Source organism: Rhodobacter sp. (genome assembly GCA_020637515.1).
GTDB lineage: Bacteria > Pseudomonadota > Alphaproteobacteria > Rhodobacterales > Rhodobacteraceae > Pararhodobacter.
In genome coordinates this window covers 3,006,535-3,026,988 of the sequence record JACKKG010000001.1, presented here as the reverse complement: position 1 = coordinate 3,026,988, position 20,454 = coordinate 3,006,535, and the positions used below count along the sequence as shown (strand labels likewise).

At 68.8% G+C, this 20,454-nt stretch carries 17 protein-coding genes; 8 read left to right on the top strand and 9 right to left on the bottom strand.

From position 1 onward, the window contains the following. From H6900_14735 to H6900_14725, 3 genes are all read right to left on the bottom strand, one after another. On the bottom strand, window positions 1–948 hold the full coding sequence (locus tag H6900_14735; GenBank protein ID MCC0074538.1) for an ABC transporter permease: 948 nt from the start codon (window positions 946–948) through the stop codon (window positions 1–3). 94 nt (window positions 949–1,042) lie between these two features. Further along, window positions 1,043–2,518, bottom strand: coding sequence for an ABC transporter substrate-binding protein (locus H6900_14730; protein MCC0074537.1), 1,476 nt, complete (start codon window positions 2,516–2,518; stop codon window positions 1,043–1,045). Between the two features lie 15 nt (window positions 2,519–2,533). Beyond that, window positions 2,534–3,847: an acetylornithine deacetylase/succinyl-diaminopimelate desuccinylase family protein gene (locus H6900_14725; GenBank protein ID MCC0074536.1), complete on the bottom strand. Its 1,314-nt coding sequence runs from the start codon at window positions 3,845–3,847 to the stop codon at window positions 2,534–2,536. A gap of 52 nt (window positions 3,848–3,899) precedes the next feature. Here H6900_14725 and H6900_14720 point away from each other — a divergent pair, with 52 nt between their 5' ends. Together H6900_14720 and H6900_14715 are read left to right on the top strand one after the other, a co-directional pair. Then, window positions 3,900–4,484, top strand: coding sequence for a PAS and helix-turn-helix domain-containing protein (locus H6900_14720; protein MCC0074535.1), 585 nt, complete (start codon window positions 3,900–3,902; stop codon window positions 4,482–4,484). Next, on the top strand, window positions 4,481–4,939 hold the full coding sequence (locus H6900_14715; protein MCC0074534.1) for a hypothetical protein: 459 nt from the start codon (window positions 4,481–4,483) through the stop codon (window positions 4,937–4,939). Before H6900_14720 ends, H6900_14715 begins: the two co-directional genes overlap by 4 nt. A 76-nt stretch (window positions 4,940–5,015) precedes the next feature. On the opposite strand, the gene preA is transcribed toward H6900_14715, so the two are convergent. The 3 genes from preA to H6900_14700 all read right to left on the bottom strand — a co-directional run bounded on the left by preA (window position 5,016) and on the right by H6900_14700 (window position 8,834). Continuing rightward, window positions 5,016–6,320: an NAD-dependent dihydropyrimidine dehydrogenase subunit PreA gene (gene preA, locus H6900_14710; GenBank protein ID MCC0074533.1), complete on the bottom strand. Its 1,305-nt coding sequence runs from the start codon at window positions 6,318–6,320 to the stop codon at window positions 5,016–5,018. A 23-nt stretch (window positions 6,321–6,343) separates the two neighbouring features. Further along, window positions 6,344–7,687, bottom strand: coding sequence for an NAD(P)-dependent oxidoreductase (locus H6900_14705; protein MCC0074532.1), 1,344 nt, complete (start codon window positions 7,685–7,687; stop codon window positions 6,344–6,346). A 214-nt stretch (window positions 7,688–7,901) separates the two neighbouring features. Then, the gene (locus H6900_14700; GenBank protein ID MCC0074531.1) at window positions 7,902–8,834 is read right to left on the bottom strand and encodes a nucleoside hydrolase; all 933 of its coding nucleotides are present in this window, start codon (window positions 8,832–8,834) and stop codon (window positions 7,902–7,904) included. Between the two features lie 174 nt (window positions 8,835–9,008). On the opposite strand from H6900_14700, the gene H6900_14695 reads away from it, so the two are divergent. The 6 genes from H6900_14695 (at window position 9,009) to H6900_14670 (ending at window position 15,718) form a co-directional block, all read left to right on the top strand. Further along, window positions 9,009–9,515, top strand: a complete 507-nt coding sequence (locus H6900_14695; protein ID MCC0074530.1) for a flavin reductase family protein — start codon at window positions 9,009–9,011, stop codon at window positions 9,513–9,515. A 90-nt stretch (window positions 9,516–9,605) separates the two neighbouring features. Continuing rightward, window positions 9,606–11,249 (top strand): hypothetical protein, encoded by a 1,644-nt coding sequence (locus H6900_14690; protein MCC0074529.1) that lies wholly within the window; start codon window positions 9,606–9,608, stop codon window positions 11,247–11,249. Then, window positions 11,230–12,357 carry a glycosyltransferase family 1 protein gene (locus H6900_14685; protein MCC0074528.1) on the top strand — a complete coding sequence of 376 codons (1,128 nt, stop codon included), beginning with the start codon at window positions 11,230–11,232 and terminating at the stop codon, window positions 12,355–12,357. The genes H6900_14690 and H6900_14685 overlap by 20 nt, the downstream gene beginning before the upstream one ends. Before the next feature lie 82 nt (window positions 12,358–12,439). Then, a complete protein-coding gene (locus H6900_14680; GenBank protein MCC0074527.1) occupies window positions 12,440–14,416 on the top strand; it encodes a heme lyase CcmF/NrfE family subunit in 1,977 nt (658 codons plus the stop codon). 5 nt (window positions 14,417–14,421) lie between these two features. Continuing rightward, window positions 14,422–14,871: a cytochrome c-type biogenesis protein CcmH gene (locus H6900_14675; protein MCC0074526.1), complete on the top strand. Its 450-nt coding sequence runs from the start codon at window positions 14,422–14,424 to the stop codon at window positions 14,869–14,871. 70 nt (window positions 14,872–14,941) lie between these two features. Further along, window positions 14,942–15,718: an enoyl-CoA hydratase/isomerase family protein gene (locus tag H6900_14670; GenBank protein MCC0074525.1), complete on the top strand. Its 777-nt coding sequence runs from the start codon at window positions 14,942–14,944 to the stop codon at window positions 15,716–15,718. Between the two features lie 96 nt (window positions 15,719–15,814). Here H6900_14670 and H6900_14665 read toward each other — a convergent pair whose 3' ends face one another. The 3 genes from H6900_14665 to H6900_14655 form a co-directional block, all read right to left on the bottom strand. Beyond that, on the bottom strand, window positions 15,815–16,687 hold the full coding sequence (locus H6900_14665) for a dimethyl sulfoxide reductase anchor subunit (protein ID MCC0074524.1): 873 nt from the start codon (window positions 16,685–16,687) through the stop codon (window positions 15,815–15,817). A 1-nt stretch (window position 16,688) separates the two neighbouring features. Then, window positions 16,689–17,435 carry a 4Fe-4S dicluster domain-containing protein gene (locus tag H6900_14660; protein ID MCC0074523.1) on the bottom strand — a complete coding sequence of 249 codons (747 nt, stop codon included), beginning with the start codon at window positions 17,433–17,435 and terminating at the stop codon, window positions 16,689–16,691. Window positions 17,436–17,514: 79 nt separating this feature from the next. Next, window positions 17,515–20,313 (bottom strand): molybdopterin-dependent oxidoreductase, encoded by a 2,799-nt coding sequence (locus H6900_14655; GenBank protein ID MCC0074522.1) that lies wholly within the window; start codon window positions 20,311–20,313, stop codon window positions 17,515–17,517. Window positions 20,314–20,454 lie beyond the last annotated feature (141 nt).

The window sequence follows — 20,454 nt, the reverse complement described above, 5'->3', positions numbered from 1 at the left end:
TCATGCGCGGACCCTCAGGCGCGGATCGACGGCCGCATAGGCCAGATCGACGGCGAAATTGACGATGATGACCAGCGCCACCAGCAGCATGACCACGCTTTCCACCACGATCAGGTCACGCGCCGAGATCGCCTGAAAGATCAGCCGCCCCAGCCCGGGCAGGAAGAAGATCTGCTCGATCACGATCCCCCCCGCCAGCAGGAACGAGAATTGCAGCCCGATGATGGTCAGCACCGGGATCAGCGCGTTGCGCACGGCGTGGCGCCAAAGCGCCTGGCGGCGGGTCAACCCCTTGGCGCGGGCGGTGCGGATGAAATCTTCGCCCAGCATGTCCAGCAACGACGAGCGCATGACCCGCGCCAGGATCGCCGCCTGCGGCAGCGCCAGCGCGATGGCGGGCAGGATCAGCGCCTTCAGCCCCGGCAAGACGCCGTTGCCCCAGCCCGGGAACCCACCGGCCGAGACCCAGCGCAGCTTGACGGCAAAGATCAGCACCAGGATCATCGCGAACCAGAAATTCGGCACGGCGACGCCCAGTTGCGTCGCGCCCATGACGCCCATGTCGCCCAGCTTTCCGCGGCGGCTGGCGGCGTAGATGCCGGCGGGAAAGGCGATCGCCACGGTCAGCGCCAGCGCCAGGATGGCCAGCGGCAGCGAGACCACGATGCGGTCCAGGATCATCCGCGTGACCGGGGTGCGATAGGTATACGAGGTGCCGAAATCGCCCCGCAGCATCCCCGAAGTCCAGCTCAGGTAGCGTTCGGGCGGCGACATGTCGAGCCCCAGCTCGGTGCGCAGCGCGGCGATCGTGTCGGGGCGGGCGTTGACCCCCAGCATGTAGGCGGCGGGATCGCCCGGCACGACCTCGACCACGGCGAAGATCACCATCGAGGCGACGACGAGGCTGAGGAAAAGCGAGGTCACGCGACCGATCGTGTAACGGATCATCGCAAGGCGACTCCCATCAAGGCAACATCCGGCGCGGCGGCCGGCACGGGTGGGACGCCCGGGCCCGCGCGGGCCGGGCGTCCCGGGGTCGCGGTTACGGCCAGGAAACGGCGGTCAGGTCGATGGCGGCGGTCGGCTGGTTGCGCCACAGCCCCTCGATTCCGGCACGCGCCACGGTCGGCACCGCCAGTTCAAAGAGATAGGCGTTGACGTAATCCTCGGCGATGATGCGCTGGGCGTGTTGCAGCAACGCGGTGCGTTCGGCCGGGTCGGTCGTCTGGTTCAGCGTGGCCATCAGGGCCTGGAACTCGGGGTTGTCATACTGGAAATAGTAATCCGGGTTCGCATAGATGCCGATGTCCATCGGTTCCGTGTGGCTGACGATGGTCAGACCGAAGTCGTGGCCGCGGAAGGTGGTTTCCAGCCACTGCGCCCATTCCTGGTTCTGGATTTCCGTCTGGATGCCCACCGCGCGCAGTTGCGCGGCGATGATCTCGCCGCCGCGCCGCGCATACGAGGGCGGGGGCAGGGTCATCACGGTGGTGAACCCGTCGGGATAGCCGGCCTCGGCCAGCAACTGGCGCGAGCGTTCGGGATCATAGTTCGACAGCGCGGTCAGGTCCACATAGTCGGGGTTGTGGGGCGCGAAATGCGTGCCGATCGGCGTGCCCATGCCATACATGGCACCGTCGATGATCGCCTGGCGGTCGATCGCGTGGGCCACGGCCTCGCGCACCAGGCGGTTGTTGAACGGCTCGCGGCCGTTGTTCATCGCCAGGATGGTTTCGCCCTCGGTGTTGCCCACCAGCACCTGGAAGCGGGGGTCGGCCTCGAATTGCGGCAGGTTTTCGGGCGCGGGGTAGCCGACGAAGACATCGACGTCCTCGGCCATCAGCGCGGCAAAGGCCGCCGTCGGGTCCGCGATGAAGCGGAAGGTCGCGGATTCGAGCGTCGCCGGCGTGCCCCAGTAGTTGGGGTTGCGGGTGATGTCGATGTGATCGCCCTGCACCCAGTCCTGGAACATGAACGCGCCGGTTCCGACCGGGTGCGTCGCGGCCTCGCCGATGCTTTCGGGCGCGACGATCACCGCGTCACCCCAGGCCAGGTTGAACAGCAGCGATCCGTTCGGCGCGCTCAGCGTGATGCGCACCGTCAAGGGGTCGATCACCGACACATCCGCGATCGAGGCAAAGAGGCCCTTCTGCGCGTTGGTGCTGTCGTCGGCGCGGGCGCGGTCCAGCGAGAACTTGACATCCTCGGCGTCCATCGTCGTGCCGTCGTGGAAGGTCACACCCGAATGCAGGTGAAAGGTATAGACCAGCCCGTCGTCGGAAATGTCCCAGCTTTCCGCCAGGCCCGGCACGACCGAGCCGTCGGACATGAACCGGGTCAGCCCCTCGAAGATGTTCGAATAGACCACCGAATCGATGGCCTGCGCGGCCCCCGCCGTCGGGTCCAGGTTCGGCGGCTCGAGCTGCATCGCCACGTTCAGGTGCGGGTGCTGGGCAAAGGCCGCCGTCGCGAACAGCGCCGTGGACCCCGCCAGCAGGAATGTTGTCAGTTTGCTCATACTCTTTTCTCCCTGTTATTCCGTCTCAGGCAACAGAAGCGCCGTCAGGCTGCGCGCCATGACCGCCGCGCTGTCCATCATATCGTCAACGCCGACATATTCATCGGGTTTATGCGCCAGCTCCAGCAAACCGGGGCCATAGGCCACGCAGTTCTTCAGTTTGCCGATCCGGTCGATGTGCTTCTGGTCGTAGCTGCCGGGCGAGGCCACGAATTCGGCCTCCTTGCCCATCACCGCATGGATCGCCTCGGCGACGGTGCGCGCGACCGGCGCGTCGCGGTCGGTCATCGTCGGCACCACGTGGTTCAGCTCGCGCACCGCATAGTCGAAACGCGGGCGGTCGCGCTTCAGCCCCTCAAGCAGGCCGATGATTTCGTCGCGCACGCCGTCCAGCGATTCCTCGACCAGATAGCGGCGGTCCACCACGATGCGGCAACTGTCGGGCACGCAATGCGACGGCAGCGCGGTCGATCCGGGTGCCTGTTCGGGCTGGCCGCCATGGATCGAATTGATGTTCATCGTCGAAGAGCGCGCCCCCTCGGGCACCACGGGCATGTCGGTGCGCCGCGCGGCCATGGCGGGGAACAGCTTTTCCTCGAACGTGCTCAGAACCGCGCCCATGTGGCGCACCGCGCAATCGCCCAGAAACGGCATCGAGCCGTGGGCGATCTCGCCAAAGGTTTCGATCTCGGCCCACCAGCCGCCGCGATGGCCCAGGCACACGCGGTCCTTTTGCAGGGGCTCGGGGATGATGACGTGCTGCACCCTCTGCGGCGAGAAGAACCCCTGTTCCGCCAGATAGGCCACGCCGCCATAACCGCCCGATTCCTCGTCGGCGGTGCCCGAAATCTCGATCGCGCCGGCGAAATCGGGAAAGGTCGCCATGAAGGCCTCGGCGGCGATGATCGAGGCCGCGAGCCCGCCCTTCATGTCGCACGATCCCCGGCCATAGATCTTGCCGTCGCGCAACAGCCCACCGAACGGGTCCACCGTCCAGCCCGCGCCGACCTCGACCACGTCGATATGGCTGGTGAAATGCACGCAGTCGCCGGGACCTGTCCCCTCGCGGCGGGCGACGACGTTCCAGCGCGGATAGGCCTCGCAGTCGCCGGGCGTGCCGTGGGCGCGAATCATCTGCGTCTGGAACCCCGAGCCCCTGAGCCGCCGGTCGAGGTAATCGCAGATTTCGCGGTAATTCTCGCCGGGGGGGTTGAGTGTGGGGATGCGGATCAGGTCCTGCGTCAGCGCGATCAGATCCTCGCGCCGGTCCGAGAGGGCGGCGGAAAGCGCGGCGGCGCGGCGGTCGGAAAGGGCGGTTCTGTGGTCCATCCCCGCACCTTGGCCCGAGACAAATACGGTATCAAGACCGTATTATTACGGCATGAGCCCCGAATCACCCGAATCCGCCCGCGACCTTGCGCTGATGGCCTTTCACGGCGCCCCGATCGCGCTGGTCATGACCGAACGGCGGATGATCCGCAGTTGCAACCAGACCTTCGCGCGGCTTCTGGGCTACCGGATCGAGGAGCTGGTGGGGCAGTCGTTCCGCATCTTCTATGGCTCGGACGAGGAATTCGAGGGCATTCGCGACATTGGCCTGACGCCGCTGCGCGAAACCGGCGAATACACCGACGAGCGGCTGGTGCGTCACCGCGCGGGGCATTCGCTGTGGTGCCGCTTTCGCGCCAGCACCCTGGTCCCCGAGGCCCCGCTGGACCGCATCGTCATGAGCTTTGCGCGCATTCACGATGGTGGGCCGGTCAGCCTGTCCAAGCGCGAGCGGCAGGTTCTGGAACTGATGAACCGGCGCCTGACCAGCAAGGAAATCGCGGCGCGTCTGGGACTGAGCGTGCGCACCGTGGACGACGTGCGCGGCCGGCTGATCAAACGCTTCGACGTGCGCCGCGCGGCGGATGTGCTGGGGCTGCTGGGCGGTCGCGGCCATCCCGGACAGGACCGCGCATGACCCGGATCTGGACCCTCGCCTATTGGCTCGGCACTGCGCTGGGCCTGGCGGTCGTGCTGGCCGGTGGCGCCTACGCGGCGCTGGCCTATGCGGTCGCCGTGGCGCCCTTTCGGGGGGTGGCCTTCGATCCCGGGCGCTGGCAAGCGGTCTGGCACTGCGGCGGGGAAAGCGACCCCGACTGCGCCCTGCGCCGCGCCGCCTGCCCGCGGGGGCCGATGGTCGCGGACCTGATCGACCGCCACCTGTCGCCGGGCGGCCTGGACCGGGACGGCGTGCGCGCGCTGCTGGGCGCGCCCGATGCCCGGGGCCCGCAAATCCTGCGCGGCACCCGCCACGCCGATTGCGATCAGGTGATGCTGGGCATGTGCGGCGGGTTCGGCGTCGATTGGGATTCGCTGCTGATCTGCTACGCGCCCGGCGGTCGCGTGGCCGCGGCAGGCCATGTCCGGCGCTGAAAAAGACCGGCGCGCAGGGAGCGACGCGCCGGTCCAGTCACGCCGGGCGGCCGCGGCCGCCCGTCAGGAAACCCTGTCATTCGGCCGCGCGGGCCATCGGGTTGTTGGGGTGGGTGGTCCAGTCGGCGGGCGTGGCCTCGACCGTTCGGCCGGTGCGCGCGTCCTCGACCCCGGGGGCGAGCCGCTCCATCGTAATGCAGCGTTCGACCGGGCAGACATTGACGCACAGGTTGCAGGCGACGCATTCGGCGTCGTTCACCTCGAACACGCGGTCCGGCTTTTGCCAGATCGCCTGGTGCGAGGTGTCCTCGCAGGCCGCATAACAGCGCCCGCAGCCGATGCAGGCGTCGGGGTCGATCCGGGCCTTGGTGACGTAGTTCAGGTTCAGCCGCTGCCAGTCGGTGACATTCGGCACTGCGCGCCCGGTGATCTGTTCGACCGCGGTGAACCCCTTGCGGTCCATCCACAGCGACAGGCCGGCTGTCAGTTCCTTGATGATGCCGAAACCATAGGTCATGGCCGCCGTGCAGACCTGGACGTTACCGGCGCCCAGCGACAGGAACTCGGCCGCGTCGCGCCAGGTGGTGACCCCGCCGATACCGCTGATCGGCAGGTGGGCGGTGGCCGGGTCGCGGGCGATCTCGGCCACCATGTTCAGCGCGATCGGCTTGACCGCCGGGCCGCAATAGCCGCCGTGCGTGCCCTTGCCGTCGATGGTCGGCTCGGGCGCGAAATCGTCCAGATCGACCGAGGTGATCGAGTTGATGGTGTTGATCAGGCTGACCGCATCCGCGCCCCCCGCCAGCGCCGCGCGCGCGGGCAGGCGGACATCGGTGATGTTCGGCGTCAGCTTGACGATCACCGGCATCCGGGTGGTCTGCTTGCACCAGCGCGTGATCCGTTCGATCAGGTCCGGGTTCTGGCCGACGGCCGCGCCCATTCCGCGCTCGGACATGCCGTGCGGGCAGCCGCAGTTCAGCTCGATCCCGTCGGCGCCGGTGTCCTCGACCAGCGGCAGGATCGCCTTCCACGCCTCCTCGACGCAGGGCACCATGAGCGAGGCGATCAGCGCGCGGTCCGGGTAGTCGCGCTTGACCGCCTTCATCTCGCGCAGGTTCACCTCGAGCGGGCGGTCGGTGATGAGCTCGATGTTGTTCAAACCCAGAAGCCGCCGGTCGGCGCCCCAGATCGCGCCATAGCGCGGCCCGTTCACGTTGACGACGGGCGGCCCGGCCTCGCCCAGCGTTTTCCAGACCACGCCGCCCCAACCGGCCTGAAAGGCGCGGCGGACGTTGTATTCCTTGTCCGTGGGCGGGGCCGAGGCCAGCCAGAACGGGTTGGGCGAGGTGATGCCGACGAAAGTGGAAGTCAGATTTGCCATGTGTTCAGCTCCATCGCGCGGGGTCAGCCCGCGGCCCCCGTCAAGGTCGCATGAATGCTCATCGCCGCGTCGCGGCCCTGAGCGACGGCGGTGACCGTCAGGTCCTCGCCCCCGGTGGCACAATCGCCGCCAGCCCAGACCCCCGCAACCGAGGTGCGGCCCGCGTCGTCGATGACGATCTTGCCGCCCCGGATGTCGATCGAACCGGGTTGACCGCGCAACGTCTGGCCGATCGCCTTGAAGACCTGGTCGGCCTTGAGCGTGAAGGTCTCGCCGGTCGTTTCCAGCCCCCCGGGGCCCGACCGGGTATAGGCGAATTCGACCGCCTCGACCGCGCCGGTGCCCAGCACGGCGACCGGCATCGCGTTGGTCAGGACGGTGACGCCCTCGGTCGCGGCATGGCTGATCTCATAGTCCGAGGCCGCCATCGCGCCGCGGTCGCGCCGGTAGACCAGGCTCACGTGCTCGGCGCCCAGCAGCCGCGACTGAACCGCGGCGTCGATCGCGGTCATGCCGCCGCCTATGACCACCACGTGGCGCCCGATGGGCAGGGTGGACAGGTCCTCGCTCTGCCGCAGTTCGGCGATGAAATCGACCGCGTCGCGCACCCCGGGCAGATCCTCGCCCGGAATGCGCAGCGCGTTCACGCCGGCCAGGCCCAGGCCCAGGAACACCGCGTCATGCCCGGCGATCAGCGCCTCCAGCGTCACCGCCTCGCCCAGGGCCGAGCCGGTCCTGACCTCGATCCCGCCGATGCGCAGCAGCCAGTCCACCTCGGCCTGCGCGATGCCGTTCGCCGCCTTGTAGGCCGCAATCCCGTATTCGTTGAGCCCGCCGGGCTTTGCGCGCGCGTCATGCAGCACCACCTGGTGCCCCAGCATCGCCAGACGATGCGCGCAGGCCAGACCCGCCGGACCCGCGCCGACCACCGCCACCCGCTTGCCGGTTTCGGGTGCCCGGACAAAGGGATGGTCGTTCGCCAGCAGCAAACCGTCCGTCGCATACCGCTGCAAGCGGCCGATCTCGACCGGCGCCCCCTCGGCCACCTCGCGCACACAGACGCTTTCGCACAGCGTTTCGGTGGGGCAGACCCGGGCACACATGCCGCCCAGGATGTTCTGCGCCAGGATGGTGCGCGCCGCCGCATCGGGCATCCCGGCCTGGATCTGGCGGATGAACAGCGGAATGTCGATGTCCGTCGGACAGGCGGTGATGCAGGGCGCGTCATGGCAGAAATAGCAGCGATCGGCGGCGACGCGCGCCTCGTGATCGTCCAGCATCGGGTAGAGATCGTCGAAATGCGCCGCGATCTCGGCGCTGTCCAGACGCGCGGCGACGATGCCGCCGGTCTGCGGGGAATGGGCCACGGGCTACCTCCGGGTTGGCTGGTGTTTTTCCCCAGAGTGCCACGGTTCCAAATTTTATCAACTGATAAAAAACGAGAAGACCGAAAATAACCACGCGCGCCCGGAAAAGCGGCGCCGGGCCCCATCATCTTGTCTGAAATACGCACGGGGATTTTCAAGGGGGGCGTGCCCCCCTTGAAGCGGGGGGGGGCGGGGGGCGGCAGCCCCCCGCCGCCTAGAGCCGCCCCAGCCGCTCGGTCAGCAAGGCATAGAACCCCTCGGCATCGATATCGCCCATGAACAGCGCGTTCGGCGCCCGGCCGCTCACCCGCCACCAGTCGGCGACGGTCATGCCCAGCGTCAGCGCGCTGCCGGTCTCGATCTCCACATTGATCCGGCGCCCGGTGAACAATGCAGGCTCCAGCAGATAGGCGATCGTGCAGGGGTCGTGCAGCGGCGCGCCCTCGCTGCCGTATTTCTCCATGTCGAAACGCTCGAAGAAATCCGTCCAGCTGGCGACGACCCGGCCGATCGAACCCAGCGCACGGAAGGCCTCGATCCGGGGGCGGGTGGTCAGCGCCTTGTGCGTCACATCGAGCGGCATCACCACCAGCGGACAGCCCGAGGAGAACACGATCGCCGCCGCTTCCGGGTCCACGTGGATGTTGAACTCGGCCGCGGGGGTGATGTTGCCGACCTCGAAATAGGCGCCGCCCATCAGGACGATTTCGCCGATGCGCGCGACGATGTCGGGGGCCTTGCGCATCGCCATGGCGATGTTGGTCAGCGGGCCGATCGGCACCAGCGTGACGCTGCCGGGGGCTTCGGCGCGCAGCGTGTCGATCAGGAAATCGACTGCGTGTTGCGGTTGCAAGGGCATCGTCGGCGCCGGCAGGTCGATCCCGTCCAGCCCGGTCTTGCCGTGCACATGTTCGGCGGTGATCAGCCGGCGGGTCAGCGGCCGGTCGCAGCCGGCATGGACCTTGATGTCGCGCCGCCCGGCCAGTTCGCAGACCTTGCGCGCGTTGGTCTGGGTCAGCGCCAGCGGCACGTTCCCGGCCACGCAGGTGAGTCCCAGCACCTCCAGCTCGGGCGAGGCCAGCGCCAGCAGGATCGCCACGGCGTCGTCCTGACCTGGATCGGTATCGATGATGATCTTGCGAGACATGCGCGCTCCGGTCGGAAAAACCGCGACGCTAGTGCTTTCCCGCGGCCTTGTCGAGCCGCCCGCAACAGCCCGCCGCAATCGCGCCGCGCGCCGCAAAATGGCCGGCTTTCGCTGGTAGCCGGGGCCGAAATCGGGCTAAGGACGGCCCGAGTGACCCTTCAACGCGCGCGTGGCATGACCGAACCGACCGAACCCGCCGACTTTGTTCCCGACGCCGCCAACAGCCGCGCCTTTCGCGACGCGCTGGGCGCCTTTGCGACCGGCGTGACGGTGGTCACCGCCCCGGGCGCGCAGGGCCCCCTGGGGATCACGGCGAACAGTTTCGCCTCGGTGTCACTGGACCCGCCGCTGGTGCTGTGGTCGCCCGCGCGCGCGTCGCGGCGCTTTGACGATCTGGTCGCGGCGCCGCATTTCGCCGTTCACGTGCTGGCCGCCGCGCAGCGCGACCTGGCGGCGCATTTCTCCCGTCATGCGCAGGGTTTCGACCTGCCCGGGGTGGCGTTCTCGGCGCAGGGCGTGCCGGTGCTGCCCGGCTGCCTGGCGGTGTTCGAATGCGCCCGCGAGGCGGTCCACCAGGGCGGCGATCACGCCATCGTCGTAGGCCGGGTGCTGGCCGTCCGGCACCGCAAGGGCGCCCCGCTGGTCTTTCACGGCGGGCATTTCGGCGGCTTCCATGATTGAGCGGCTTGCCCGTGGCCGGGGGCGCGGCTACCCTTTGCGAAAGCCGGCCCGGGGCACGAAGGCCGCAACCACAGAGCGGGGACAGTGGCAGTGAAAGACATCGGAACCTCGGCGGCCGGCGGCGCCGGTCTGGGCGAGCCGGCGCTCGAATCGCGGCCCTGGATCGCGGATGGCGACGCGACGCCCTATCTGTTCATCGACGGGCAGGGGGGGCTGAGCGGCGTTGCGCAGGGGTTCGTCGGCCACCGGCGCCGGGTGCCGGGGGACCTGCGCCCGCGCGGCGCCTGGGGGGAATGGTCCTGGGACGGCGAGACGCTGACCGCCGGGGTCGATCCGCTGGGGTTCCTCCAGCTGTTCGTCTACATCAAGGGCGCGCAGGTGGGGGTGTCGCCTTCGATCCTGCAATTGCTGGCGGCGGGCGCCGATCCCGCGCCCGACCCCGTGGCGCTGGCGGTCTTTCACCGGTTCGGCAATCTCGTCGGCAACGACACCCCGTTTCGCCATATCCGCGTGCTGCCCCCGGGCGGGCGCCTGACCTGGCGCGCGGGTCACGCCACGGTCGAGGACCACACCCCCGCCCCGCGCACGCTGGACATCAGCCGCGAGGCCGCGGTCGAGGGCTTCATCGAGCTGCCGCGCGCGGCGATCCGCCGCTTTCTGGACAGCTGGGACGGCCCGATCGCGCTGCCGCTGTCGGGCGGGCGGGATTCGCGGCACATCTTGCTGGAGATGGCCCACCAGGGGCGGTTGCCCGACACCGCGCTGACCTTTCACCACGGCGGCCACGTCCTCAACGCCGAGGTTCAGGCCGCCCGCGCCGTCGCGGCCCGCACCGGCGTCACCCACCGCGTGATGGGCGCCCCGCGCTTTCGGTTGCGCGACAGCCTGCGCGGGCTGCTGATGACCCAGCTTTGCGCGGACGAACACGCGCAGATGATGCCGACGCATGATTTCCTGACCGGCAGCGCCTATGCCGCGCTGGACGGGATCGGTGGCGACATCCTGACCAATCCCGACGACGACGCGGCCGGTTTCATGGAGCGCGCCGGGCGCGACGATTTCGAAGGCATCGCGCGCGCGCTGATGGACGGGCACGCACGGGTCAACAACCGGCACGGTCACAGCGGCTGCGCCGGGCCGCTCTATTCCCCCGATCTGGACGAGGCCGCGACGGACCGCATGGCGCGCGAGATCCGCGCCTATGCGGACTGGCCGGATCCCTATCAGGCCTTCTGGTTCTGGCACCGAACGCGGCGCGAGATCGCCTTTACCGGCACCGCCGTGCTGGGGGGCGCGGCGATGGTGGACAGCCCCTATCTGGACCCTGATTTCGTCGCCCTGGGCCTGTCCTTGCCCTGGTCGGTCACCTGCGACCAGCGGCTGCACGACGACGCCATCGCCCGCGCCTTTCCCGCCTATGCCGACATCCCCTTTGCCGAGGGGTTCCGCAACCAGCCGCTGCCCCGGCTGCGCGCGCACCGGCTGGCCAACATCCTGGACACCTTGCGGGTCGCCGCGATGGCCGGTCCCGGCGGCGCGCTGCAAGGGGTGCGCGCGGCGACCCAGGCGTCGCCCCTGCGGCGGGGCCCGGCGGACATCTACAGGTTGCATCACGCGTTCGTCGAGGGCATGTCTGCACAGGAAGCCCGGCGTCTCATGGCGCTGGAGGCCCGCCTGCGCCGGGCCGCGCCGAAAGGAGAGAGAGTCGTGACCGATGTCCATCGCGGGGCTTGATGCTGTCGGCAATCGCCTGCGCCTGTTTGCCCGCAGGCGCCGGGCCGAGGGACTGCGCGGCCGCGCCCTGAGCCGGCGCTTTTCCGGTGCCGATTGCAAGCTTCTGCTGGTCACCCAGCCCGAGCGCATCCCGCAAAGCCAGATCTTCCCCTTCCATCACTACGCCGAAGACCTGCGCCGCCTCTACGGCGCCGAGGTGCGCGAGGCGGACCTCGGTTCCGTGCTGCGCGGCGCGCGGCCGGTGGCCACGGGCGCGGACGTCGTCGGCTTTCAGACGCCGTTCGACCTGCCCGATGCCGACCTGCACCGGCTGATCGAGCGCCTGCGCGACTGGAACCCGGGCGCGCGGCTGGTCTGTTTCGACTGGTTCGCGCCGACCGATCTGCGCAACGCCGCGCGGATGGACCCGTTCGTCGATCTCTACGTCAAGAAGAACCTGCTGCGCGATCGTTCGGCCTATGGCCGCCCGACGCGCGGCGACACCAATCTGACGGATCACTACAACCGCCGATTCGGCATCACCGCGCCCGAGCAGTGCTTTGCCATCCCCCCGGGATTCCTGGACAAGGTGGTGCTGGGCGCGTCCTTTGCGACCGCGCCCAACCTCTTGCCCGGCCTGCTGGGCCACCGCCCGCAGGGGCCGCGCCCGCTGGACCTGCACGCGCGATTCGCCGTCAAGGGCACGCCCTGGTATCAGGCCATGCGCGCCGAGGCCGAGGCCGCGCTTGCGCCCCTGTCCGATCTGGCCGTGCCGCAGGGCGAAGGGTTGCCGCTGCCGCGATTCATGGCCGAGATGGCGCGCTCGAAACTGGCCTTTTCGCCCTTCGGCTATGGCGAGGTCTGCTGGCGCGACTATGAATCGGTGCTGGCCGGCGCGGTGCTGGTCAAGCCCGACATGGCCCATGTCGAAACCACACCCGACATCTTCATCCCCTGGGAAACCTATGCGCCGGTGGCCTGGGACCTGTCCGATTTCGAGGCTGTGGTGCGCCGGCTTCTGGCGGACGCGGACCTGCGCGAAAAGCTGGCCCGCCAGGCGTTCGAGGCGCTGCATGACTGGCTGGCGTCGGATGCGTTCGCCAGGGGCATGGCGCGCGTCCTGACCTAGGGCGGCCCCCGGGGCACCCTGTCGCAGGTTTGTGACGGCTTCGTGCTTTGCGGGGCGGGCGGGGCGCGGTATAGCAACGGGCATGATCGTAGAACTCGGACATTTCGCCCTCATCCTGGCCTTTGGCCTGTCGATCCTGCAAACCGTCGTGCCGCTCTACGGCGCGCACCGGGGCTGGGCCGACTGGATGGCCGCCGCCAATCCCATGGCCGGCCTGCAATTCGTGCTGATCGCGCTGAGCTTCGGCGCGCTCACTTATGCGTTCGTGACCTCGGACTTTTCGGTCCTGCTGGTGATCAACAACTCGCATTCGCTGAAACCGCTGCTCTACAAGATTTCCGGCGTCTGGGGGAATCACGAGGGCTCGCTTTTGCTGTGGGTGCTGATCCTGTCGCTGTTCGGGGCCTGCGCGGCCTGGTTCGGGGGCAATCTTCCGGCCAGCCTGCAAGCGCGGGTGCTGGGGGTGCAGGCCTCGATCGGGGCGGCCTTCATGGCGTTCATGATCTTCACTTCGAACCCGTTCCTGCGCACGGACATGGCGCCCTTCGACGGGCATGACCTGAACCCGCTGTTGCAGGACCCGGGCCTCGCGTTCCACCCGCCGTTCCTGTATCTGGGCTATGTCGGGCTGAGCATGGCGTTCAGTTTTGCCGTCGCCGCCCTGATCGAGGGCAAGGTCGATGCCGCCTGGGGCCGCTGGGTGCGCCCCTGGACGCTGGCCGCCTGGATCTTTTTGACCATCGGCATCGGGCTGGGATCGTGGTGGGCCTATTACGAGTTGGGCTGGGGCGGGTTCTGGTTCTGGGACCCGGTCGAGAACGCCAGCTTCATGCCCTGGCTGTTCGCCACCGCGCTGCTGCATTCCGCGATCGTGGTGGAAAAGCGCGAGACGCTGAAGGCCTGGACCATCCTGTTGTCGATCCTGGGATTCGGCTTTTCGCTGATGGGCACGTTCATCGTGCGATCGGGCGTCATCACCTCGGTCCATGCGTTTGCCTCGGACCCCGAACGCGGTGTGTTCATCCTGTTGATTTTCGCCGTCTTCGTCGGCGGCGCACTGACGCTCTTCGCGCTGCGCGGTGCCGCGCTCGAGGCCAAGGGCGTCTTCGCCCTGGTCAGCCGCGAATCGGCGCTGGTGCTGAACAACGTGCTGCTTGCCGTGGCCGCGTTGGTGGTGTTCACCGGCACGATGTGGCCGCTGGTCAGCGAACTGGCCTTTGGCCGCGTGCTGTCGGTGGGCGCGCCCTTCTTCGACGCGGCCTTTACGCCCTTCATGGTGGCGTTGGCCGTGGTGCTGCCGGTGGGCGCGGTCATCCCGTGGAAACGCGGCAACCTGGGCCGGGCGCTGCGCGCGATGTGGGGTGTCGCGGTGCTGGCGGTGGCGCTGGGGGCGCTGGCGTTCACGGTGCAAACGGGCCGCTCGGTGCTGGCGCCGGTGGGCGTGGCGCTGGGGACCTGGCTGGTGATCGGGGCGCTGGCGGACCTTTGGCAGCGCAGCGGCCGGCAGGGGATCGGCGCGCGCCTGGCGCGCATCACCCGGCTGCCGCGCGCGGACTGGGGCAAGGCGCTGGCCCATGCCGGGCTGGGGGTCACGATCTTTGCCGTCTCGGCGGTGCTGGGCTGGTCGACCGAGGATATCCGCGTCGCGCAGATCGGCGAAAGCTTCGTGCATGACGGCTACACCGTCACCCTGACCGGGGTCGAGCGCGTGCAGGGGCCGAACTACATTTCCTCGATGGGTCATGTGACGATCGAGCGCGACGGCCAGTTGGTGGCCGAGCTGGCGCCCGAAAAGCGGGTCTATCCCGCCGCCGGCATGCCCACGACCGAGGCCGCGATCGACTATGCGCTGACCCGCGACATCTATATCGCGCTGGGCGATCCGCAGGACGGGGGCGGCTGGGCGCTGAGAACCTATGTCAAGCCCTTCGCCAGTTGCCTGTGGCTGGGCGTGCTCATCATGGCGCTGGGGGGCGTGGTTTCGCTCAGCGACCGGCGGTATCGCATGGCGGCGGGGGCGCGTCGCGCCGCCGCGCCGCTGGCCACCCCGGCGGAGTGAGGGCGATGCGGGTCCTGCTGCTGATCCTGGCGCTGGTCTGGTCGGTCCCGGCGCTGGCCGTGCAGCCTGACGAGATGTTGTCCGATCCGGCGCTGGAAGCGCGGGCGCGGGTCATCACCGAGGGGCTGCGCTGCGTCGTCTGCCGCAACGAAAGCGTTGACGATTCCAACGCCGACATCGCCCGCGACATCCGGCTGATGGTGCGCGAGCGCCTGCTGGCGGGCGACACGAACGACCAGGCCGTTCAATACATGGTGGACCGGTTCGGCGAGTATATCCTGCTGGAGCCGCGCGCCACCGGGTCGAACCTGATCCTGTGGGCGGCGGGGCCGGTGCTGCTGCTGCTGGCCCTGGGGGTCGCCCTGGCCGCGGCGCGTCGGCGCAGGGCCGCCAGCCGCGACGCCGGGCTCAGCCCCGAGGAAGAAGCGCGGCTCAAGGAAATCCTCGGCGAGTGACGCAAGGTTGCGGCTTTGCCTCGGGGGCGCGAGACGGCTAGTCTGGCGGCAAACCGCGAGGGAGCGTGCCATGATCTACAAGACCCTGACCATCACCGAGGACGACGGTGTCGGCGTCATCACGATGAACCGTCCGACGCTGATGAACGCGCTCAACGCCCAGATGCGGGCCGAGATCACCGCCGCGGTGCGCGACCTGGGCGCGCGGATGCGGGTGGTGGTGCTGACCGGAGCGGGGCGGGCGTTCTGCTCGGGTCAGGATCTGGGCGACGGCGCGGCGGTCAGCGAGATCGACCTGGGCCGCATCTTGCGCGAGGAATACGAGCCCATGCTGCGCGCGATCTACGACTGCCCGGTGCCGGTCATCGCCGCCGTCAACGGCGCCGCGGCGGGGGCGGGGGCGAACCTGGCCCTGGCGGCGGACGTGGTGATCGCCACGCAATCGGCGGTGTTCCTGCAAGCCTTTACCCGCATCGGCCTGATCCCCGACGCGGGCGGCACCTACTGGTTGCCGCGCCTGACCGGGTTCGCGCGGGCGATGGGCCAGGCGCTGTTCGCCGAACCCGTTCCGGCCGACGAGGCGGCGCGCGCGGGCCTGATCTGGGCCAGTGTGCCCGACGCGGAGTTCGCCGCCCACTGGCGCGCGCGCGCCGCGCAACTGGCCAAGGGGCCGACGCTGGCTTACGGCGCGGTCAAGCGCGCGCTCAGGGCCAGCATGGTGAACGACCTGGACGCGCAGCTCGATGTCGAGGCGCGGCTGCAAGAAGAGATGGGCGCGACGCGCGACTTTCGCGAGGGGGTGATGGCGTTCCTTGAGAAGCGTCCGGCCAGGTTCGAGGGCCGGTAGCAGCGGGGGCTGCCGCCCCCGCACCCCCGCCTCAAGGGGGTTTTCCACCCCCTTGAGAAACCCCCGAGGATATTTCCGGCACAAAGAAGCGCGCGCTCAGCCCCGGTAGTAGAGGGCGACGGTGTGTTCGGCCTCGGCGAAAAAGAGCCAGCGTTGCGTCACCATGCCGGCGAGGTGCAGCACGACGGCGAGCGCCAGCGCGGGCAGGGAATAGGGCGCGGTCCACAGCAGGATCGACGGCAGCACGCAGGCCAGCGTCAGCGCGATCACCCGCAGCACGCGGCTGTGGCGGCGGGCCACGACATAGGCCATTTCCTTGAGCAGGTAGTTGCCGCCGGTGTGCGGCGGTTCGAGTTGGCGCACGCGGCCCAGCGGGCCGAGGCCGGTCGCGGTGCCCAGCGTGGTACCCCGGCGCGCGAACTGGCCGTCCCCGATCAGCCAGTGCAGCACCATCGCCACGGCCAGCCAGGCGAGCAGCATCTGCGCCGTGTAGCCCGACCCGGTGAGCAGCGCGCCGCCGGTCAGCGCGGCCAGCAGGAACAGGACCGGCGTGCTCCAGTGGTTCCAGCGCGGCACGGTCTTGAGTTGCGCGTAGATCATCGAGGTGGCGAAGACGGTCACCAGGCACAGCGCCGCGCCGATCGCGCCCGCCACGGGCACGGGCGTGGCCCAGAACACCAGGCCCGCGGCGTGCGGGGCGATGGCCAGCAGCGCCAGGGTTGACAGCACCGCCTCGCGCGAGAGCCAGCTGGTGCGCCATTGGGTGAAGGCCCGGAGCGCGCGTTCGGGGTGGCCCAGGTGAAACGCCGAGGCCACCAGCCCGACGAGCGCGAGCGCATAGCCGAGGGCGAACCAGACAAAGGCCGCCAGGCCGGTGGGCAGGATGACCCCCGCACCGAGAAAGGCCAGCAGGCCGAAACCCAGGCCCGAAAGCGTGGTGAAGACGATGATCGAGGGGGCGGGATACATGTCAGAACCTCGCGAGCGTCCGGTCGATCCAGCCGAGGAAGCCGGTCAGCCCCTCGGTCGAGGGATCGGTGGCGGGGGCCGGGTCGGCGCAGCCTTGCAGCGTGTCGCGGGGCCGGGGCGGCAGGTAGCGGTTGACGGGCCTGGTGCCGAGTTCGGGCATCAGTTCGATCCCGCCGCGTTCGCGCGAAAGCTGCGACACCGTGCTATCGGGGTCGGCGAAATCGCCGAAATGGCGTGCGCCGGCGGGGCAGGTGCGGACGCAGGCGGGGACCCGGTCTTCCTGAGGCAGGGTGTCGTTGTAGATGCGATCCACGCAGAGCGTGCATTTCTTCATCACGCCCGCCAGGGCATCCAGTTCCCGCGCGCCGTAGGGGCAGGCCCAGGCGCACAGGCCGCAGCCGATGCAGGCGTCCTCGTTGACCAGCACGATCCCGTCCTCGGTGCGCTTGTAGCTGGCGCCGGTGGGGCAGACGGTGACACAGGGCGCGTCCTCGCAATGCAGGCACGACTTGGGGAAATGGACGGTGAAGGGCGCGTTGTCCTGGGGCGTGACCTCATAGGCGTGCACGCGGTTCAGGAAGGTGCCGACCGGGTCCTTGCCGTAGGGGTCGGTATCGGACAGCGGCGCGCCGTAATTTTCGGTGTTCCAGCCCTTGCAGGACACCACGCAGGCGTGGCAGCCGACGCAGGTATCCAGGTCGATGACAAGGCCGAGCTTGCGTTCGGTCTGTGCGGGCAGCGTGGTCATGGGCGCGCCTTTCGGGCCGTGTCGCCATTGGGGGCCGGGTTGTGCGGGGGCGTGGGGCGATGGGGCATGGCCGGGCGCCTCAGGAATGGCGGGCGAGGGTGGCGGGGCCTTGCCCCACGGGCGATGCCTGCGCGGGATGCGCGGGCTCGGACGGCGGGCCGGGCGGGGCCTTTTCGATGCGCACGCGCAGGTCGAACCAGGCGGCCTGGCCCGTCACCGGGTCGGAATTGGACCAGCGGTGGCCATCGCCGCGATCGGGCAGCAGTTCCGAGATGAGGTGATTCAGCAAGAAGCCCTTTTCGGCCTCGGGCGCGTCGGGGCTGAGCGCCCAGGCGCCGCGCCGCTTGCCGATGGCGTTCCAGGTCCAGACGGTGTTGTCGTTGAGCGCGTCCATGCGCGCGACGGGCACCTTGATGCGCCCATGGGCCGAGGTGAGCCAGGCCCAGTCGCCCTCGGAAAAGGCGTGTTGTTCCCAGACCTTGCGCGGCACATAGAGCGGGTTCATGCCGTGGATCTGCCGCAGCCAGGCGTTCTGCGTGCCCCAGGAATGATACATCGCCGCCGGCCGCTGGGTGAGCGCGTGAAGCGGGAAGGCCTCAGGGCTGACCATCGTGTCCTCGAAGGGTTCGTACCAGACCGGCAGCGGGTCCAGGGTCTGTTTGATGCGCGCGCGCAGGCGCTCGGGCGGCTGGCGCTCGCCGTGGCCTTCGGCCGCCAGCTGGAAGCGGCGCAGCGGTTCGGAATACAGGCTGAACAGATAGGGCGCCGGTTTGTCGAACAGGCCGCGCGACACCGCCCAGTCCTGATAGCCCTGGTTCCAGGGTTTGAAGAACTGCGCGCCTTCGGGGATATGGGACGTGAAGAAGCCGCCGTTGTCGATGTAGCGTTGCAACTGCTCGGGGTTCGGCTCGCCCCGGCCGATGCCGTCGCCGTTGCCACGCCAGCCGGCCAGCGGCCCGATGCCCGGGCGGCGTTCGTGGCGCACCATGTAATCGGCATAGTCCCGATAGCGCGCCGTGCCGTCGTCGTTCACCATGCCGGGCAGACCCAGCCGCACGCCCAGGTCCAGCAGCACGGACTGGAAGCCGCGCACGTCGCGGTCGGGTTCGACCACCGGCCAGCGGATGGCGTCGTTCATGCTGTCGGGTTCGCCGATCGGGCGATCCAGGATCGAGATGCAGTCGTGGCGTTCCAGATAGGTGGTGTCAGGCAGCACCAGATCGGCAAAGGCCACCATTTCCGACGAATAGCTGTCGGAATAGATGATGCGCGGGATCACGTAGGTGCCGCTCTCGTCCGTATCGGTGAGCATCTGCATCACCTCGGACGTGTTCATGGTCGAGTTCCAGGCCATGTTGGCCATATACAGGAACAACGTGTCGATCTTGTAGGGATCGCCGGCGTGGGCATTGGCGATGACCATGTGCATCATGCCATGCGCCGACATCGGGTTGTCCCAGGTAAAGGCCTTGTCGATGCGTTTGGCAGAGTTGTCCGCGTTGACCAGCAGGTGCTCGGGCCCCAGGGGATAGCCCAGGTGCGGCCCGTCCAGCGGCTGGCCCGGGGTCACGCCGGCGTGCGGCTTGGGGTGGGTTTCCACGGCCTTGGGGTAGGGCGGCTTGAAGCGGTAGCCGCCGGGCGTTTCGACCGAGCCCAGAAGGATTTGCAGCACATGCAGCGCGCGGCAGGTCTGGAAGCCGTTGGAATGCGCGCTGATGCCGCGCATCGCGTGGAAGCTGACAGGACGGCCCACCATGGTTTCGTGCCGCTGGCCACGGAAATCGGTCCAGGGCTGGTTCAGGACGATCTCTTCCTCGAACGCGACGCGGGCCAGTTCGGCCGCCACGGCGCGGATGCGCGCGGCGGGGATGCCGCAGCGGTCGGCGACAGCCTCGGGCGCGTGGGCGGGGTCCAGGTAGCGTTCCGCCATCAGCCGCAGCACGGTCTTGTGGCCGTTACAGTCGGCGGCGGGATCGGGCTGCACCCCGTCGGCGTTCCAGCACGCGGGCTGGCCGGTGCGCCGGTCCACCACCAGCGGCGTGCCGGTCGCATCGCGCAGGAACAGGCCCTTTTCGGCCCCCTCCTCGGCGTTCACCAGATAAGGGGCGTTGGTGTAGCGGATCAGGTAATCCAGGTCGATCTTGCCCAGACGGAACAATTCGTGGATCAGCGCCAGGATCAGCAACCCGTCGGTGCCGGGCGTGACCGCCAGCCAATCGTCGGCGACGGCGTTGTAGCCCGTGCGCACCGGGTTCACGGCGATCACGCGCGCGCCACGCGCCTTCAGCTTGCCCAGGCCCATCTTGATGGGGTTGGAATCGTGATCCTCGGCCACGCCGAAGATCATGAACAGCTTCGTGCGGTCCCAATCGGGCTGGCCGAATTCCCAGAACGCGCCGCCCATCGTATAGATCCCGGCGGCGGCCATGTTCACCGAACAGAATCCGCCATGCGCGGCGTAATTGGGGGTGCCGTAGCTTTGCGCCCACCAGCCGGTGAAGCTTTGCGACTGGTCGCGGCCGGTGAAGAAGGCCAGTTTTTCGGGCGCCGTCTCGCGCAGGGGCTTCAGCCAGGCGGTCGCGGTGGCCAGCGCCTCGTCCCAGGAAATCTCGACGAAGTCGCCCGAACCGCGCGGTCCGACCCGCTTCAGGGGCTTGCGCAGCCGCGCCGGGCTGAGGTGTTGCATGATCCCCGCCGACCCCTTGGCGCAAAGCACGCCCTTGTTGATCGGGTGATCGCGGTTGCCCTCGATATAGGCGACCTTGCCGCCCTTGAGGTGCACGTTGATGCCGCATCGGCAGGCGCACATGTAGCACGTCGTCTGGCGGACTTCCTCCGAGACGCGCGGCGACAGATCGGGCGCGGGCTGGCGCGGCATGAGTTCCTCCCCTCGGGCCACCCTGTCGCGTGGCAGGGCTGCACATAAAGGAATATGTTATTGCTTCGAATGTCTACAGTCATCTACTGACAGCACCCGGCCGCCGGGGCATAGTGCCAATTCCGCCTGTCCAATGGCGCC